Annotated in this window: 13 protein-coding genes; 7 read left to right on the top strand and 6 right to left on the bottom strand. The window is 66.7% G+C overall.

Annotated features, from left to right (window positions below):
- Positions 1 to 20: 20 nt before the first annotated feature.
- The 5 genes from ACZYZ5_RS21220 to purU are packed head-to-tail and all read left to right on the top strand — an operon-like array spanning position 21 to position 6,193.
- A complete protein-coding gene (locus tag ACZYZ5_RS21220) occupies positions 21 to 350 on the top strand; it encodes a sarcosine oxidase subunit delta (protein ID WP_463904346.1) in 330 nt (109 codons plus the stop codon).
- Positions 347 to 3,304, top strand: coding sequence for a sarcosine oxidase subunit alpha family protein (locus tag ACZYZ5_RS21215; RefSeq protein WP_463904345.1), 2,958 nt, complete (start codon positions 347 to 349; stop codon positions 3,302 to 3,304). The genes ACZYZ5_RS21220 and ACZYZ5_RS21215 overlap by 4 nt, the downstream gene beginning before the upstream one ends.
- The gene (locus tag ACZYZ5_RS21210) at positions 3,297 to 3,932 is read left to right on the top strand and encodes a sarcosine oxidase subunit gamma (protein ID WP_463904344.1); all 636 of its coding nucleotides are present in this window, start codon (positions 3,297 to 3,299) and stop codon (positions 3,930 to 3,932) included. Before ACZYZ5_RS21215 ends, ACZYZ5_RS21210 begins: the two co-directional genes overlap by 8 nt.
- Entirely contained in the window at positions 3,932 to 5,305 is a 1,374-nt protein-coding gene (locus tag ACZYZ5_RS21205) for an L-serine ammonia-lyase (protein ID WP_463904343.1), read from the top strand. The genes ACZYZ5_RS21210 and ACZYZ5_RS21205 overlap by 1 nt, the downstream gene beginning before the upstream one ends.
- Positions 5,306 to 5,308: 3 nt before the next feature.
- The gene (purU, locus tag ACZYZ5_RS21200; protein ID WP_463904342.1) at positions 5,309 to 6,193 is read left to right on the top strand and encodes a formyltetrahydrofolate deformylase; all 885 of its coding nucleotides are present in this window, start codon (positions 5,309 to 5,311) and stop codon (positions 6,191 to 6,193) included.
- Between the two features lie 189 nt (positions 6,194 to 6,382).
- On the opposite strand, the gene ACZYZ5_RS21195 is transcribed toward purU, so the two are convergent.
- The gene (locus ACZYZ5_RS21195) at positions 6,383 to 7,315 is read right to left on the bottom strand and encodes a LysR family transcriptional regulator (RefSeq protein ID WP_463904341.1); all 933 of its coding nucleotides are present in this window, start codon (positions 7,313 to 7,315) and stop codon (positions 6,383 to 6,385) included.
- Positions 7,316 to 7,476: 161 nt separating this feature from the next.
- On the opposite strand from ACZYZ5_RS21195, the gene ACZYZ5_RS21190 reads away from it, so the two are divergent.
- Together ACZYZ5_RS21190 and ACZYZ5_RS21185 are read left to right on the top strand one after the other, a co-directional pair.
- Complete coding sequence (locus ACZYZ5_RS21190; protein ID WP_463904340.1) at positions 7,477 to 8,781, top strand: aromatic ring-hydroxylating oxygenase subunit alpha; 1,305 nt, start codon at positions 7,477 to 7,479, stop codon at positions 8,779 to 8,781.
- Positions 8,778 to 10,193, top strand: coding sequence for a ferredoxin reductase (locus tag ACZYZ5_RS21185; RefSeq protein ID WP_463904339.1), 1,416 nt, complete (start codon positions 8,778 to 8,780; stop codon positions 10,191 to 10,193). Before ACZYZ5_RS21190 ends, ACZYZ5_RS21185 begins: the two co-directional genes overlap by 4 nt.
- A 489-nt stretch (positions 10,194 to 10,682) precedes the next feature.
- Here ACZYZ5_RS21185 and pdxS read toward each other — a convergent pair whose 3' ends face one another.
- From pdxS to ACZYZ5_RS21160, 5 genes are all read right to left on the bottom strand, one after another.
- Complete coding sequence (gene pdxS, locus ACZYZ5_RS21180; RefSeq protein ID WP_463904338.1) at positions 10,683 to 11,597, bottom strand: pyridoxal 5'-phosphate synthase lyase subunit PdxS; 915 nt, start codon at positions 11,595 to 11,597, stop codon at positions 10,683 to 10,685.
- Positions 11,598 to 11,700: 103 nt separating this feature from the next.
- On the bottom strand, positions 11,701 to 13,074 hold the full coding sequence (locus tag ACZYZ5_RS21175; protein WP_463904337.1) for an L-serine ammonia-lyase: 1,374 nt from the start codon (positions 13,072 to 13,074) through the stop codon (positions 11,701 to 11,703).
- On the bottom strand, positions 13,074 to 13,709 hold the full coding sequence (locus ACZYZ5_RS21170; RefSeq protein ID WP_463904336.1) for a sarcosine oxidase subunit gamma: 636 nt from the start codon (positions 13,707 to 13,709) through the stop codon (positions 13,074 to 13,076). The genes ACZYZ5_RS21175 and ACZYZ5_RS21170 overlap by 1 nt, the downstream gene beginning before the upstream one ends.
- Complete coding sequence (locus ACZYZ5_RS21165; RefSeq protein WP_463904335.1) at positions 13,702 to 16,665, bottom strand: 2Fe-2S iron-sulfur cluster-binding protein; 2,964 nt, start codon at positions 16,663 to 16,665, stop codon at positions 13,702 to 13,704. Before ACZYZ5_RS21165 ends, ACZYZ5_RS21170 begins: the two co-directional genes overlap by 8 nt.
- The gene (locus ACZYZ5_RS21160) at positions 16,662 to 17,084 is read right to left on the bottom strand and encodes a sarcosine oxidase subunit delta (RefSeq protein ID WP_463904334.1); all 423 of its coding nucleotides are present in this window, start codon (positions 17,082 to 17,084) and stop codon (positions 16,662 to 16,664) included. The genes ACZYZ5_RS21165 and ACZYZ5_RS21160 overlap by 4 nt, the downstream gene beginning before the upstream one ends.
- Positions 17,085 to 17,104 lie beyond the last annotated feature (20 nt).

The raw sequence follows: 17,104 nt of genomic DNA, 5'->3' as shown, positions 1-17,104 counted from the left end.
CACTAGAAAGAGGTACGGACATGCTTTTGATTCCCTGCCCCAACTGCGGCCCCCGCGACGAGACCGAGTTCCACTACGGCGGCCAGGCCCACGTGCCCTACCCGGAGAACCCGAACGAACTGAACGACCGTGAATGGGCCGAGTACCTGTTCTACCGCGACAACACCAAGGGCGCCTTCGCCGAGCGCTGGCTGCACAGCACCAGCTGCCGCCAGTGGTTCAACATGCTCCGCGACACGCTCACGTACGACATCCAGGCCGTCTACCCGATGGGTCAGCTTCGCCCCGCCACCGGGACCACAGCCCCCACACTCCCCAGCCCCGTCTCCCCGGAAGGAGCGATCAAATGACCGCTCAGCCGCAGCCCGCGCGTCTGTCCACCGGCGGACGCATCGACCGCAGCGTCACCTGGCGTTTCACCGTGGATGGCCGTGAATTCACCGGCCACCCGGGCGATACGCTCGCCTCCGCCCTGCTGGCGAACGGCCAGCTCCGGGCCGGCAACTCCCTGTACGAGGACCGGCCCCGCGGCATCATGTCCGCCGGCGTCGAGGAATCCAACGCCCTCGTCAAGGTCGCCGCCCGGTTCCCGGGCCACGTGGCCGAATCCATGCTCCCGGCCACCACGGTGACCCTCGTGGACGGGCTCAGCGCCGAGCTCCTCAACGGACTGGGCAAGCTGGACCCGGAGGAGGACCACGCCGAGTACGACAAGAAGTACGTCCACACCGACGTCCTCGTGGTCGGCGGCGGCCCGGCAGGCCTGGCCGCGGCACGCGAAGCCGTCCGCAGCGGCGCCCGCGTCATTCTCATTGACGACCAGCCCGAACTGGGCGGCTCGCTGCTGTCCGGATCCACCGATCCGGCCCTCGCGGAGAGCATTGAGGGGATACCCGCCCTGGACTGGGTGTCCAACGTTGAAGCGGAATTGATCTCCGCGGCCGAGTGCACGGTCCTGAACCGCACCAGTGCCTTCGGCTCCTACGACTCCAACTACGTCATCGCGGCCCAGAATCGGACGGACCACCTCCTGACGCCGGCAGCGCCCGGCGTCAGCCGCCAGCGGATCTGGCACATCCGCGCCGCCCAGGTCATCCTCGCCCCGGGCGCCCACGAACGCCCGCTGGTCTTCGAAAACAATGACCGCCCGGGCATCATGCTCGCCTCGGCGGTCCGCAGTTATCTCAACCGCTACGCCGTGGCCCCCGGTTCCCGCGTCGTCATCGGCACCACCAACGACAGCGCTTACACCCTGGCCGCCGACCTCCGCGCCGCCGGCATTCGTGTCGAGGCCGTTGTGGACGCCCGCCCGCAGCTGAGCGAAACAGCCGCCGCAGCGGCCGCGGCCGGCACGCGGGTGCTGATCGGAAGCGCCGTTGCCAACACCGCCGGTGAGGAGCGCCTCGTCGGCGTGACCGTCCGGAGCATCAACGACGACGGCGAACTCACCTCCGGCGTCGAACAGCTCGCCTGCGACCTGCTCGCCGTCTCCGGCGGATGGTCCCCCGTGGTGCACCTGCACTCCCAGCGCCAGGGCAAGATCCGCTGGGACGATGACCTGGCGGCGTTCGTGCCGAGCAGCGTGGTCCCCGACCAGCAGGTGGCCGGGGCCGGCCGTGGCAGTTTTGAACTTGACGACTGTGTCGCCGAGGGCGTCTCCGCCGGGACAGCCGCGGCCGGCGCCGCGGGCTTCGACCCTGAAAACTCTGGCGCAGTCGTCGATCCGCTGGTCTTTTCCGAGCCGAAGGCCTCCGCCCCGACCCGGCAACTGTGGCTCGTTCCCGGTCAGACCGGCACGCCGGATGACTGGCACCACCACTTCGTGGACTTCCAGCGTGACCAGTCCGTGGCCGACGTGCTGCGCTCCACCGGCGCCGGCATGCGGTCCGTGGAACACATCAAGCGCTACACCTCCATCAGCACCGCCAACGACCAGGGCAAGACCTCCGGCGTGAACGCGATCGGCGTCATCGCCGCCGCGCTCCGCCAGGTAGGGGAAGCGTCCCGGGGCATCGGGGACATCGGCACCACCGCGTACCGGGCCCCCTTCACTCCCGTGGCGTTCGCTGCCCTTGCGGGACGCCAGCGCGGCGAACTGTTCGACCCCGCCCGCGTCACGTCGATCCACCCTTGGCACGTCGCCAAGGGTGCCCTGTTCGAGGACGTCGGGCAGTGGAAGCGCCCCTGGTACTACCCGCAGGCCGGCGAGGACATGGACACCGCGGTGCTCCGCGAATGCGCCGCCGTCCGCGACTCCGTGGGCTTTATGGACGCCACCACCCTGGGCAAGATCGAAATCCGCGGCAAGGACGCCGGTGAGTTCCTCAACCGGATCTACACCAACGCGTTCAAGAAGCTCGCCCCGGGTTCCGCCCGCTACGGCGTGATGTGCATGGCAGACGGCATGATTTTCGACGACGGCGTGACCCTGCGTCTCGACGACGACCGCTACTTCATGACCACCACCACCGGCGGCGCCGCGAAGGTGCTGGACTGGCTGGAGGAATGGCTGCAGACCGAATGGCCGGACCTGGACGTGCACTGCACCTCTGTCACGGAGCAGTGGACCACCATTGCTGTCGTCGGGCCCAAATCCCGTGCGGTCATCGCCAAGGTGGCCCCGCAGCTCGCGGAAAACGGCGGGCTGGACGCGGAAGCCTTCCCGTTCATGACCTTCAAGGAAACCACCCTCGCCTCCGGCGTCCGCGCCCGGATCTGCCGGATCTCCTTCTCCGGCGAACTGGCCTACGAAATCAACGTGCCGGCCTGGTACGGCCTGAACACCTGGGAAGCCGTGGCAGCGGCCGGGGCGGAATTCAACATCACCCCGTACGGCACCGAAACCATGCACGTGCTGCGGGCCGAAAAGGGCTACCCGATCGTCGGCCAGGACACCGACGGGACCGTCACCCCGCAGGACGCCGGCATGGAATGGGTGGTCTCCAAGGCCAAGGACTTCATCGGCAAGCGCTCCTACGCCCGCAAGGACGCCGGCCGCACGGACCGGAAGCACCTGGTCAGCGTCCTTCCCGTGGACGGGACGCTCCGGCTGCCCGAAGGGACCCAGCTCGTGGAAAAGGGGATCACCGTCAACCCCGCCGACGGCCCCGTCCCCATGCAGGGCTTCGTGACCTCGAGCTACCACAGCGCCGCGCTCGGCCGGTCGTTCGCCCTGGCCCTGATCAAGAACGGCCGTAACCGCATCGGCGAGACCCTGGTGGCCGCCGCCGGTGACCAGCTGGTTGACGTTGTTGTCGCCGAAACCGTACTTTTTGACTCTGAAGGGACCCGCAAAGATGGCTGACACAGCAGCACTCGAAAATTCCAAGAAAATCCAGACCCTCCGGCAGAGCCCCGCGTCGCCCCTGAAGGCGGTATTTGAAGCGGGATCCGTGGCGGGCGCCGTGGAGCTGCGCGAGGTGCCGTTCCTGACCATGGCGGGGCTCCGGGTCGATCCGGGCAGCGACGCCGGGGAACGGCTGGGCACCGTGGCGGGAGGCCTGCCCTCCGCGTCCGGGGAGGTCCGCGGCAGCGGCGGAACCGCGGTGCTGTGGCTCGGCCCGGCAGAATTCCTGCTCGTGGCACCCGCGGAATCCCATGAAAGCCTGGGCGGCGAGCTGCCCCGTACGCTGGTGGAGGCACTGGGGGACGGCGCCGGCCAGGTGGTGGACCTCTCCGCAAACCGCACCACGTTCGAACTCTCCGGTCCCCGGTCCCGGGCAGTGCTGGAAAAGGGCTGCGCCCTTGACCTGCACCCCCGCGTCTTCAAGACCGGGACGGCACTGTCCACGGAAATCGGCGGCATCCCCGCCGTGCTGTGGAAGACCGCGGACCAGGAGTACCGGATCTTCCCCCGGGCCTCCTTTGCGGAGTTCCTCGGCCGCTGGCTCCTCGATGCGATGCGGGAATACGCGTCCCCCGAGGTGCCCTGATGGCGCTCAGCGTCCTGGACCTGTTCTCTGTTGGCATCGGGCCGTCCTCCTCCCACACGGTCGGCCCGATGCGGGCGGCCAAACGGTTCGCCGACGGACTCAAAAGCGACGGACAGCTGAACGCCACCACGAGGGTGCAGGCGGAACTGTTCGGCTCCCTCGGCGCCACCGGCCGGGGCCACGGTTCGGACAAGGCCGTGGTCCTGGGCCTCCAGGGCCAGGACCCGGACACGGTGGACACGGGAACCGCCGATGACCAGGTCGCCGCTGCTGCCCTGGATGCCGAACTCCGGATCGGCGGGGAGCACCGGGTGGACTTCAACTGGGACGAGGACGTGGTGCTGCACCGGCGCAAGTCCCTCCCGGCCCATCCGAACGGCATGACCTTCCGGGCACTGGACCGCACCGGGGCCGTCCTTAGCGAACGGAGCTTCTATTCAATTGGGGGCGGCTTCGTCGTTGACGGCAACGCCGACGCCGGAGACCAGGTGGTGGCAGACGACACCGTCCTGCCCTACCCCTTCACCACAGCCGACGAACTCCTGGCCATTTGCAGCCGCGAAGGCATGTCTATCTCCGATGTGATGCTTGCCAACGAACTTACCTGGCGCAGCGAAGCGGAACTCCGCGAGAAGCTGCTGGCACTCTGGGCCGTCATGCGCCAATGCGTGGACAACGGCTGCGCGGCCGAGGGAATCCTCCCCGGCGGGCTGAACGTGAGGCGCCGGGCGCTGTCGCTCTTCAAGACCCTGACGGCGGACACCGGCGTCACGGATCCGCTCCGGGCCATGGAATGGGTGAACCTCTTCGCCCTCGCCGTCAACGAGGAAAACGCCGCCGGCGGGCGCATCGTCACCGCCCCCACCAACGGTGCAGCCGGCATCGTGCCCGCGGTGCTGCACTACTACGTCAAGTTCGTTCCAGGAGCCGACGACGACGGCGTCGTCCGCTTCCTGCTGACGGCCGCCGCCGTCGGGATCCTGTTCAAAATTAACGCCTCCATCTCGGGGGCCGAGGTCGGCTGCCAGGGCGAAGTCGGATCGGCCTGCTCCATGGCGGCCGCCGGGCTCTGCGAAGTCCTGGGCGGCACGCCGATGCAGGTGGAGAACGCCGCCGAGGTCGGGATCGAGCACAACCTCGGGCTGACCTGCGACCCCGTCGGCGGACTGGTGCAGATTCCCTGCATCGAACGGAACGCGATCGCCAGCGTGAAGGCCATCAACGCCGCCCGCCTGTGCCTTCACGGCGACGGCAGCCACAAGGTGTCGCTGGATAAAGCCATCAAAACCATGCGTGAGACAGGAGCGGACATGAAAACCAAATACAAGGAGACCTCCCGCGGAGGCCTCGCCGTCAATGTGATCGAGTGCTGACCCGTGGACAACCTGGCTAGCAGCGCCAATGATTACGTTCTGACCCTCAACTGCCCGGAAACACGGGGACTTGTCCACGCCGTCTCCGGCTTCCTGCTGGAACAAGGCTGCGACATCCTGGAAAGCAAGCAGTTCGACTCCCAGGACGACGGCCACTTCTTTATGCGGATCCACTTCGCATCAGCGGGAGACTCCCCCGGTGGACCGGCCACCCTTGAGTCGCTCCGGCAGGCCTTCGTGCCCGTGGCCGACAAATTCGGCATGCAGTGGCAACTACGCCCCCAAGGGACGAAACGCCGGGTCCTGATCATGGTGTCCAAATTCGAGCACTGCCTCAACGATCTGCTGTTCCGCGCCCGCATCGGGGAACTGCCCATCGATATTGTCGCGGTCGTCTCGAACCATCCGGACCACCGGGGCATCGTGGAATGGCATGGCATCCCCTTCTTCCACGTGCCCGTCACGGCCGACACCAAACCCGCGGCCGAAAAGCACCTAATGGAGCTCGTCGACCGGCTGGACGTCGAGCTTGTGGTCCTGGCCCGTTACATGCAGGTCCTCAGCGACGATCTCACCCGCCACTTGGATGGCCGGGCCATCAACATCCACCACTCCTTCCTGCCCAGCTTCAAGGGCGCCAAGCCCTACCACCAGGCGCACGCCCGCGGCGTGAAAACCGTCGGCGCCACCGCACACTACGTCAACGCCGAACTCGACGAGGGACCGATCATCTCCCAGCAGGTGGTGGAAGTGGACCACACCTTCGGCGCCGAGGACCTGGTGGCCGCCGGACGCGACACCGAGCGCAAGGCACTCTCCAACGCCGTCCGCTGGCACTGCGAAGGCCGCGTCTTTCTCCAGGGCAACCGGACCGTCGTACTCAAATAGCTACGGACCCACCCATAAGTCCGGCGGTAGCCGTGTCACCCCGGCGCGCAGAGATCACAGCGGTTCAGGTCTCGATGAGACTATTCAGACAACGCAGTAGGGACGGTCCAAATGGCCCGCCCCTACTCGCATCTCAATAACTAACTCTGGAGTCGTACATCTGTCGGCAACGAATCGCCGCCTTCCGTCTCAGAGATCGTCTTCGGGCCGGGCGGTGAGTATCCGATTGGCGCTGACCTGCAGGATGCCGAGCGACTCCTGGATCAGGGGCGATGCGATGCTGCCCTTGCGCACCGCAGCGACAATGCGGCGCACGGGTTTCCCCTTGCCGGTGATACGCAGCCTAATCACGTTTTCGGCACTGCGCAGGGGCGCCAGCCGCGGCAGCAGGCCCACGCCCAGCCCCGCACCAACGAAGGCGATCTGAGTTTCCCATTCAACGGCCTCATGGGCAATCCGCGGTGTCACCCCGACTGCCGTGAACGCCGCGGTGAATAGTGCATGGTAGGTGGAACCGGCGGCCTCGGTGATCCAGGGTTCCGACGCCAGCTCTTCGAGCGTCACCGTTTCCCGCGATGCCAACGGATGGTCGGAGGGAATGATCACGTCCAAGGGATCGTCGAGCAGAAGGGTCTGCTCGAAGCGCGTATCGTCCTCAACATAGGTGTCGGACTGCATCGCCACGATGACCGCGAGGTCGATTCGCTCGGCAACCAACAAGTCGAAGCAGCGGGCCGGGTTGGCCTCGAGTACCTGCACCTCCAGCAGGGGGCGTGTCGAGCGCAGGGTGGCGGCCAGCGGCGCGAGCAACTGGGCAGCCGCCGTGGAGAATCCGCCGAGCCCAAAACGGGACTGCACCTGGTCGCCGGCCTCCATGGCCGCGGCGCGCAGGCTCTCCCATTCCGCAATGAGCGCGTCCGAGCCCGCCACGAGATAGCGGCCCGTGGCGGTCAGCCGCACCCCCCGGCCGTCCTTCGTCAGCAGTTGCATTCCAAGCACACGCTGGAGCTCCCGCAATTGCGCGGAGACGGCCGAGGGAGAATAACCCGTGAGCTCCGCGGTTGCCCCAATGGTGCCGCACCGGGCAAACACCCGCAGTGTGATAAGCCGTGGATCGATCATGCATCCATTGTGCACGGTTATTTCCTAAATCTTGCGCTTTTGTTGCAGATCGATCCTCTCTAATCTCATGAGTACAACGTTTTCGACAACGCCGGTTGCCCCCACCAACTCCGTGGTCCCCACGAATCGCACAGTTACCCAGCCCTCCCGGGAGGAAACACATGTCTGCCCCAGTGAACGCGCCCCTCAATTCACGCGGAAAACTCGCTTCATCATTGCCTGCCGAGCAGATGGCGGAAATCACCGAGTTGTTTGATTTTCGGCGCGTGGGATATTCCCTCGATGCCCCCTTCTACACCGACCCAACGATTTTCAACATCGACATGAAGGCCATTTTTGGCCAGCACTGGATCTTTGCCGCCAGCATCGCCGAGCTTCCGGAGCCGGGCGACTACGTCACTGTCGACTACGGGCCCTACTCCCTGATCGTGCTGCGCAACGACGACGGCGGCGTGAACGTCCTGCACAATGTGTGCCGCCACCGCGGCGCCCGCGTCCTGACCGAACCCGCGGGGACCACGGGCAACCTGGTATGCGGCTATCACTCCTGGACCTACTCCCCCAACGGCGATTTGATCCATGCCTCGGCACCGGGGGAAACGAAGTTCGACAAGGGCTGCTTCGGCCTGAAGCGCGCCCACAGCCGCGTGTTCGCCGGACTCATCTTCGTCTGCATTGCGGACGAACCGCCGACGGATTTCGACGAAACCGGAAAGATCTTCGAGCCCTACCTCGCGCCCCACGATCTGTCGAAGACGAAAATCGCCTACCAGCAGAACATCATCGAGGAGGGCAACTGGAAGCTCGTCATGGAGAACAACCGTGAGTGCTACCACTGCGACGGCCACCCGGAACTCGCCTGCTCCCTCTTTCCCACCTGGGGCCTGACGGAGGGCCTGATCCCGCTCCATCTCGAGGAGGTGTGGGACCGCAACAAGGAAGCACAGTCCTCACTCGAGGACCGTTGCCGCCGCTATGGCCTTCCCTATGAGATCGTCGAGGAGCTCGACACTCGCGTAGCGGGAATCCGCATCTCACGAGACTCGCTCGACGGTGACGGCGAATCGTTCTCGCCCGACGGGCACAGGCTCTCCAAGAAGCTGCTCGGCGACTTGCGTGACTTCCGCCTTGGCCGCTGCTCGATGCACCTGCAGCCCAACAGCTGGTTCCATTTCCTCGGGGACCACGTCATCACGTTCGCCGTCTTCCCCGTCAATGAGCACCAGACACTGGTACGTACCACCTGGCTGGTGGCTGACGACGCCGTGGAAGGCGTCGACTACGACCTGGAGAAGCTCACCCACACCTGGAAGCAGACCAATCTGCAGGACAAGGCGTTCGTGGAGCTGTGCCAGAAGGGCGCCAGCAGCCCCGCCTACGAGCCCGGCCCGTACATGAAGAGCGAATACCAGGTCGAGGCGTTCATCAACTGGTACGTGCAGCGCGTGCAGGAGCACTTGGCATGATTGAACTCGGCACCGTCACGGCAATCCAGGAACCACAGCGCATTCGCGGTCTTGAGATGCCGTGGAACAGGGTGATGGGCAGCACCGACGGACCTGCCGGTGCCGCCCGCGCGTTGGGGCCCTGGCATCCGCAGGAGTTCATGGCCGAATGTGTCGAGACCGTTCCCGAGGTGGGCGGCATGATGACCTTCGTGTTCCGCCGCTCCGACGGTGCACCCCTGGCGTTCCGTCCGGGCCAGTACGTGAATGTCGCCTTTCCCGTGAACGGCGAGGACCAGGACGCGGTGGACCGCAGCTACTCGCTGTCCAGTTCGCCCACCAAGCCGTGGACCTTCGACATCACAGTCAAATGCGACCCCACGGGACAGGTCTCGCCGTGGGTGCACGCGAATGTCAAACCCGGCGCCGTCCTCGAGATGCTCGGACCGGTCGGGGCATTCCATCTGCCCGACGCCGACCGGCGGGCACGGTACCTCTTGCTGGCCGCAGGCGCCGGCATCACCCCCATCATGTCCATGGTGCGGACCATCCACTCCCTGCCCGGCGAGGCCGATGTCGTGGTGCTGTACCACGGAGCGGCGGCCGGAGGCTTTGCCTTCCACCAGGAGCTGGCCTACATCGCCTCCGTGGACTCGCGCGTCAAGGTCTTCTACTCCCTGGGCGACCGCAGCAAACCCGAGGGGTGGGAAGGGCTCACCGGAAGGCTGACGGCGGCCATGCTCGACGAGGTGGCCCCCGATGCCAACGGCCGCCAGGTCTATGCCTGCGGCCCCGAGGGTTACCTGAACACCGCCACCGAGCTCCTCGAGAAGGTGGGCGTCGACGACACCTCCATCCACATGGAATTCTTCTCGGGAGACCGCCAGACGATCCTTGAATACCAGGCGGAGCTCGCGCTTGCAGTGGACATTGCGGAGGGAATCGCCGAGGAAATCGCCGATTCCGCCGAGGACTACTACGAAAGCCAGCCCACCGCGTTCGGACTCTACGAGCCCAGCTACGACGCCGAGGGAACCCTGAAGGCCACGGGGCTGCCGCTGGAAACCGTCGACCCGGACGCGCCGCGTCCCGAAGCCCCCGACGGCAGTCCGGACGTGCGGCCGGAGGCCGGGTCCCCCGACGCCTCGAGCTTCGATACGGTCGGAACGGGAAGCCTCACCCTGTCCTTCATGCGCACCGGCATCAACGTACGCATCGACCCCGCGGAACACATCCTCGGGGTGGCCCAGCGTGCGGGCGTCAGGATCGGCGCGAACTGCAAGGAAGGCATGTGCGGCTCCTGCAAGGTCGTCAAGCTTTCCGGGGAGGTCGAGATGAACCACCAGGGCGGGATCCGGGCACGGGAAATCGATGCAGGCAAGTTCCTGCCCTGCTGCTCTACCGCGCGTACCGATATGGTGATCGATGCCTAGCCGCATCCAGCTGCTCTAAGCCGGACAGCATCAGGGATTATTTCCACGGCCAGAATACAAGCGCGAGAATGCCACGCGTGGAGTTCGCTTGCCCCCTATGGATCCGCGGGCCCCCATCCATCGCCACAACGGGCCTGAACGCCTTCGTTGCCCCGCAGCGATAAGCGCTGCACGTATCACCGACCGCGTCGTCTTTGAGCGGCATTGGCCGCACTCGGCACGCCGGTTCAGGATGACCCAGTCGCCGGGCCTGGGCGGCTAGGCCCGAATCATATATCCCGTCGGCTTGTCGAAAAGCTTTCGCGTGCTCGTTCCAGCTGCCGCAATCCAAAGGACGGAGTTGTCATCAGCAGCTTGCTCCACCACCCCGGTCACGATGTGCTCCCCTAATAGCCACACCTCCACTGTGTGGCCCGTCAGCCGGGCCCAGTCGCTACGCAACCCACGTCCGGTCGACGTCTTGTCTGGGCTCGTATTCAACATGATCCGCTACCAGCCGCGTTCGGCGAGGCGGTGCGGCTCCGGGATCTCGTCCACGTTGATGCCGACCATGGCCTCGCCCAGGCCGCGGGAGGCCTTGGCGACCTCTTCCGGGTCGTCGAAGAACGTGGTGGCCTTCACGACGGCGGCGGCGCGCTGGGCCGGGTTGCCGGACTTGAAGATGCCGGAGCCGACGAACACACCGTCGGCGCCGAGCTGCATCATCATCGCGGCATCGGCCGGGGTGGCGATGCCGCCGGCGGTGAACAGCACGACCGGGAGCTTGCCGGTGGCGGCAACTTCCTTGACCAGCTCGTACGGGGCCTGCAGTTCCTTGGCCGCGACGTAGAGTTCGTCCTCGGCCATGCCGGCCAGACGCTTGATCTCCGCACGGATCTGGCGCATGTGGGTGGTGGCGTTGGAGACGTCGCCGGTGCCCGCTTCACCCTTGGAGCGGATCATGGCCGCGCCCTCGTTGATGCGGCGCAGGGCCTCACCGAGGTTCGTGGCGCCGCAGACGAAGGGAATCGTGAAGTTCCACTTGTCGATGTGGTGGGCATAGTCGGCCGGGGTCAGGACCTCGGACTCGTCGATGTAGTCCACGCCGAGGGTCTGAATGACCTGGGCCTCGACGAAGTGGCCGATCCGGACCTTCGCCATGACCGGGATGGAGACGGCCGCGATGATCGCCTCGATCATGTCCGGATCGGACATGCGGGACACGCCGCCCTGGGCGCGGATGTCGGCGGGAACACGTTCCAGCGCCATGACTGCCACGGCTCCGGCATCCTCAGCGATGCGGGCCTGCTCGACGTTGACGACGTCCATGATGACGCCGCCCTTGAGCATCTCCGCCATGCCGCGCTTGACGCGGCCGCTGCCAGCGACGGCGACGTGTTCGTATGGGAGTGGTCTAAGGGGCACTTCTTGCTCCAAACGGGCGGGATGCCTGCAAAGCCAGGCAATTACTAATGGGACGAACCCCGAGGTGTCTGTTCACATTCGGGGCTACCGGTACTTCACGGGCTCAGCACTCGATGACGTTGACCGCGAGGCCACCGCGGGAGGTCTCCTTGTACTTGCTTTTCATGTCCGCGCCGGTTTCCCTCATCGTCTTGATGGCCTTGTCGAGGGACACCTTGTGCGAGCCGTCGCCGTGCAGCGCCAGCCGCGCGGCGTTGATGGCCTTCACGCTGGCGATCGCGTTCCGTTCGATGCAGGGAATCTGCACCAGTCCGCCGACGGGGTCGCAGGTCAGCCCGAGGTTGTGCTCGATCCCGACCTCGGCGGCGTTCTCCACCTGCATCGGCGTGCCGCCCAGGACTTCGCAGAGCCCGGCGGCCGCCATGGAACAGGCCGATCCGACTTCGCCCTGGCAGCCGACCTCGGCCCCCGAGATGGAGGCGTTAATTTTGAACAGGATCCCGACGGCGGCGGCCGTCAGCAGGAAGCGGACGACGCCGTCGTCGTCGGCCCCGGGGACGAACTTGACGTAGTAGTGCAGCACCGCGGGCACGATGCCGGCTGCACCGTTGGTGGGGGCGGTGACGATGCGCCCGCCGGCGGCGTTTTCCTCGTTGACGGCGAGGGCGAAGAGGTTCACCCATTCCATGGCCCGGAGCGGATCCGTGACGCCGGTGTCCGCCGTCAGGGTCTTGAAGAGCGACGGCGCCCGGCGCCTCACGTTCAGCCCGCCGGGGAGGATTCCCTCGGCCGCGCAGCCGTTGTCCACGCATTGGCGCATGACGGCCCAGAGTGCCAGCAGCTTCTCGCGGAGTTCCGCTTCGCTGCGCCAGGTAAGTTCGTTGGCAAGCATCACCTCGGAGATGGACATGCCTTCGCGGCTGCAAATGGCCAGGAGCTCGTCGGCTGTGGTGAAGGGGTAGGGCAGTACGGTGTCGTCCGCCACCACCTGGTCGCCGCCGTCGGCATCGCCGTCAACGACGAAGCCGCCCCCAATTGAATAGAAACTCCGTTCGCTAAGGACGGCCCCGGTGTGGTCCAGCGCCCGGAAGGTCATGCCGTTGGGGTGGGCCGGGAGGGATTTGCGGCGGTGCAGCACCACGTCCTCGTCCCAGTTGAAGTCCACCCGGTGCTCCCCGCCGATCCGGAGTTCGGCATCCAGGGCAGCAGCGGCGACCTGGTCATCGGCGGTTGCGGTGTCCACGGTTTCCGGGTCCAGCCCTTGGAGGCCCAGAACCACGGCCTTGTCGGACCCGTGGCCCCGGCCGGTGGCGCCGAGGGAGCCGAACAGTTCCGCCTGCACCCTCGTGGTGGCGCTCAGCTGTCCGTCGCTTTTGAGTCCGTCGGCGAACAGCTTCGCCGCCCGCATCGGGCCCACCGTGTGTGACGAGGAGGGCCCGATGCCAACAGAGAACAGGTCCAGGGCGCTGAGCGCCATCAGGGCACCTCTGGCGAGGCGTACTCGCGCATGGCGTCGAGGAGCCAGCGGCCCAGGAACTCCGCAAAGGAGGCCCGCGGGAAGATCCGGTACTCCTGGTCCGCGGTCTTCCACAGCACGGCGGGGATGTTACCGACCTCCGTGGCCAGCGCCGTTCCCGGGGTGAAGCTACGGGGGTGCAGGTCCAGGGCGCAGCCCTTTTCCAGCACTGCCCGGGCCCGGGGACCGGAGAGTTCGAACGTGGTGCGGTTTGCGGAGAGGTCCACCACCTGGCCCGGGGCGTCGCCCAGGGCTGCCGTGAGGGAGCCGATGAGGTTGCCGCCCAGGGAGTCATGGGCTTCCTCCGGTGCCACCACCAGGAACTCGGACGGCCCGAGCCAGAGGACGCTGATGCTGTCCGTGCCGGTCACTTCGCCGCAGCGGGCCGGCAGGCCGCCGGTGACGGCTGCGATCCGTGATCCTGCCTCGGAACGGGGGTCCACGCGGACTCCGGCCATGGTCTGGAAGGGGCCTTCGTTGAGGACGACCTTGCCCGGGACGGATCCGGATTTCAGGGCCTCGGCCAGGTGCGAGGCGGGGCTGCGGCGGATGTCCCGGAGTCCATTGATGCCAGTCAGTGCTGCTGTATTAGCCATCTTTGCGGGCTCCTTCGGGGTCAAAAAGTACGGTTTCGGCGACAACAACGTCGACCAGCTGGTCACCGGCGGCGGCCACCAGGGTCTCGCCGATGCGGTTACGGCCGTTCTTGATCAGGGCCAGGGCGAACGACCGGCCGAGCGCCGCGCTGTGGTAGCTCGAGGTCACGAAGCCCTGCATGGGCACGGGACCGTCGGCGGGGTTGACGGTGATCCCCTTTTCCACGAGCTGGGTCCCTTCGGGCAGCCGGAGCGTCCCGTCCACGGGAAGGACGCTGACCAGGTGCTTCCGGTCCGTGCGGCCGGCGTCCTTGCGGGCGTAGGAGCGCTTGCCGATGAAGTCCTTGGCCTTGGACACCACCCATTCCATGCCGGCGTCCTGCGGGGTGACGGTCCCGTCGGTGTCCTGGCCGACGATCGGGTAGCCCTTTTCGGCCCGCAGCACGTGCATGGTTTCGGTGCCGTACGGGGTGATGTTGAATTCCGCCCCGGCCGCTGCCACGGCTTCCCAGGTGTTCAGCCCGTACCAGGCCGGGACGTTGATCTCGTAGGCCAGTTCGCCGGAGAAGGAGATCCGGCAGATCCGGGCGCGGACGCCGGAGGCGAGGGTGGTTTCCCTGAAGGTCATGAACGGGAAGGCTTCCGCGTCCAGCCCGCCGTTTTCCGCGAGCTGCGGGGCCACCTTGGCGATGACCGCACGGGATTTGGGCCCGACGACAGCAATGGTGGTCCACTGCTCCGTGACAGAGGTGCAGTGCACGTCCAGGTCCGGCCATTCGGTCTGCAGCCATTCCTCCAGCCAGTCCAGCACCTTCGCGGCGCCGCCGGTGGTGGTGGTCATGAAGAACCGGTCCGGATCGAGACGCAGGGTCACGCCGTCGTCGAAAATCATGCCGTCTGCCATGCACATCACGCCGTAGCGGGCGGAACCCGGGGCGAGCTTCTTGAACGCGTTGGTGTAGATCCGGTTGAGGAACTCACCGGCGTCCTTGCCCCGGATCTCAATCTTGCCCAGGGTGGTGGCGTCCATAAAGCCCACGGAGTCGCGAACGGCGGCGCATTCGCGGAGCACCGCGGTGTCCATGTCCTCGCCCTCCTGCGGGTAGTACCAGGGGCGCTTCCACTGCCCGACATCCTCGAACAGGGCACCCTTGGCGACGTGCCAAGGGTGGATCGACGTGACGCGGGCGGGGTCGAACAGTTCGCCGCGCTGGCGTCCCGCAAGGGCAGCGAACGCCACCGGAGTAAACGGTGCCCGGTAGGTAGTGGTGCCGATGTCCCCGATGCCCCGGGACGCTTCCCCTACCTGGCGGAGCGCGGCGGCGATGACACCGATCGCGTTCACGCCGGAGGTCTTGCCCTGGTCGTTGGCGGTGCTGATCGAGGTGTAGCGCTTGATGTGTTCCACGGACCGCATGCCGGCGCCGGTGGAGCGCAGCACGTCGGCCACGGACTGGTCACGCTGGAAGTCCACGAAGTGGTGGTGCCAGTCATCCGGGCCGCCGTCCTGCCCGGGGACCAGCCAGAGCTGGCGAGTCGGGGCGGAGGCCTTCGGCTCGGAAAAGACCAGCGGATCGACGACTGCGCCAGACTTTTCGGGGCTGAAGCCTGCGGCGCTGGCGGCCGACGCTCCGGCGGAGACCCCCTCGGCCAGGCAGTCTTCGAGTTCGAAGCTGCCGCGGCCGGAGCCGATGGTCTGCTGGTTCGGGACTACGGTGCTCGGTACGAAAGCGGCGAGCTCGTCGTCCCAGCGCAGCTTGCCCTGCCGCTGGGAGTGGAGGTGGACCAGCGGGCTCCAGCCACCGGCAACTGCCAGCAGATCGCAGGGAATCTCTTCGACGCCGGAGGTGAGTTCGCCGTCGTCGTTGATGCTGCGGACGGTGACGGCGTTGAGCCGGTCGTCGCCGGAGTGCGAGGCGGTGGTGTTGGCAACGGCGCTGCCGATCAGCACCCGGGTGCCTGCTTCGACGGCGGCTGCGGCGACGTCCGTGAGCTTGGCACGTGCGTCGACGACGGCGCCGACTTTGACGCCGGCGGCGCGCAGGTCCGCGGCCAGGGCGTAGGCGCTGTCGTTGGTGGTGCCGATGACAACGCGCTGCCCCGCGGCAACGGCGTAGCGGTTGAGATAACTGCGGACCGCCGAGGCGAGCATGATGCCGGGCCGGTCGTTGTTCTCGAAGACCAGGGGGCGTTCGTGGGCTCCGGGGGCAACTACCACCTGGTTGGCGCGAACGTGCCAGATCCGTTGCCGGGACACACCGGGGGCGGCCGGGCTGGACAGGTGGTCGGTGCGGTTCTGGACGGCGATGACGTAGTTGGCGTCGTAGGCGCCGAAGGCGGATGTCCGGTTCAGGACGGTGCTTTCGGCTCCCGAGACGAGTTCCGCTTCCACGTCCGCTACCCATTCCAGGGCAGGCTTGCCTTCGATGGTCTCAGCCAGTCCTGGTGCGGTGGAGCCGGAAAGGAGTGATCCGCCCAGTTCGGGCTGGTCGTCCATGAGGATCACTCGGGCGCCGGTGCGTGCGGCCTCCCGGGCTGCGGCGAGGCCGGCGGGGCCGCCACCGATCACCAGGACGTCGGTGTGGACGTACTTTTTGTCGTACTCGGCGCGGTCCTCCTCCGGGTCCAGCTTGCCCAGTCCGTTGAGGAGTTCTGCCTTCAGGCCGTCCACCAGGGTGACGGTGGTAGCGGGGAGCATGGACTCGGCCACGTCGCCGGGGAAACGCGCAGCAATCTTGACCATGGCGTTGGATTCCTCCACGCCGGCGGACATGATGCCCCGGGCCCGGTCCTCGTAGAGGGAGTTGCCGACGGCGATCCGGCCGTTGGCGAGCAGGGCGGAGGCGAGCGTGTCGCCCGGGTGGCCGGTGAATTCCTCGCCGTCCACGGTGAAACGCCAGGAAATGGTGCGGTCGATGCGTCCGCCGGCGCCGAGGCGGGCGTGCTGGGAAGTCACTTGGTTGCTCCTTCCGGGGCGGTGGTGCTGGCGGGTGTTGCGGCCGGGGCGATGCTGGTAGTCGAGATGCTGGGCGCGGAGTCCCCGGTGGTGGTGCTGTCAGCGGCGGTGCTGGCAGTCCCGGATTCGGCGGCGGCCGGGGCCGTCACATCAGGCCGGGGCGTGCCCATCGGGTAGACGGCCTGGATGTCGTACGTGAGCGTGTCGCGGAGCATGTTGAACCACTGGCGGCAGCCGGTGCTGTGCAGCCAGCGCTCGGCGAAGGCGCCCTTGGTGTTGTCGCGGTAGAACAGGTACTCGGCCCATTCACGGTCGTTCAGTTCGTTCGGGTTTTCGGGGTAGGGCACGTGGGCCTGGCCGCCGTAGTGGAACTCGGTCTCGTCGCGGGGGCCGCAGTTGGGGCAGGGAATCAAAAGCATGTCCGTACCTCTTTCTAGTG

Source organism: Pseudarthrobacter ribosi (assembly GCF_055412865.1).
Note: the sequence above shows the minus strand (reverse complement) of the source record. Positions and strands in the feature narration are given on the sequence as shown.

Coding starts and splice junctions, on each gene's coding strand:
- ACZYZ5_RS21170 (WP_463904336.1), bottom strand. CDS start 13,709: ATGGCTAATACAGCAGCACTGACTGGCATCAATGGACTCCGGGACATC.
- ACZYZ5_RS21205 (WP_463904343.1), top strand. CDS start 3,932: ATGGCGCTCAGCGTCCTGGACCTGTTCTCTGTTGGCATCGGGCCGTCC.
- ACZYZ5_RS21185 (WP_463904339.1), top strand. CDS start 8,778: ATGATTGAACTCGGCACCGTCACGGCAATCCAGGAACCACAGCGCATT.
- ACZYZ5_RS21220 (WP_463904346.1), top strand. CDS start 21: ATGCTTTTGATTCCCTGCCCCAACTGCGGCCCCCGCGACGAGACCGAG.
- ACZYZ5_RS21210 (WP_463904344.1), top strand. CDS start 3,297: ATGGCTGACACAGCAGCACTCGAAAATTCCAAGAAAATCCAGACCCTC.
- ACZYZ5_RS21195 (WP_463904341.1), bottom strand. CDS start 7,315: ATGATCGATCCACGGCTTATCACACTGCGGGTGTTTGCCCGGTGCGGC.
- ACZYZ5_RS21175 (WP_463904337.1), bottom strand. CDS start 13,074: ATGGCGCTCAGCGCCCTGGACCTGTTCTCTGTTGGCATCGGGCCCTCC.
- ACZYZ5_RS21190 (WP_463904340.1), top strand. CDS start 7,477: ATGTCTGCCCCAGTGAACGCGCCCCTCAATTCACGCGGAAAACTCGCT.
- ACZYZ5_RS21160 (WP_463904334.1), bottom strand. CDS start 17,084: ATGCTTTTGATTCCCTGCCCCAACTGCGGCCCCCGCGACGAGACCGAG.
- ACZYZ5_RS21215 (WP_463904345.1), top strand. CDS start 347: ATGACCGCTCAGCCGCAGCCCGCGCGTCTGTCCACCGGCGGACGCATC.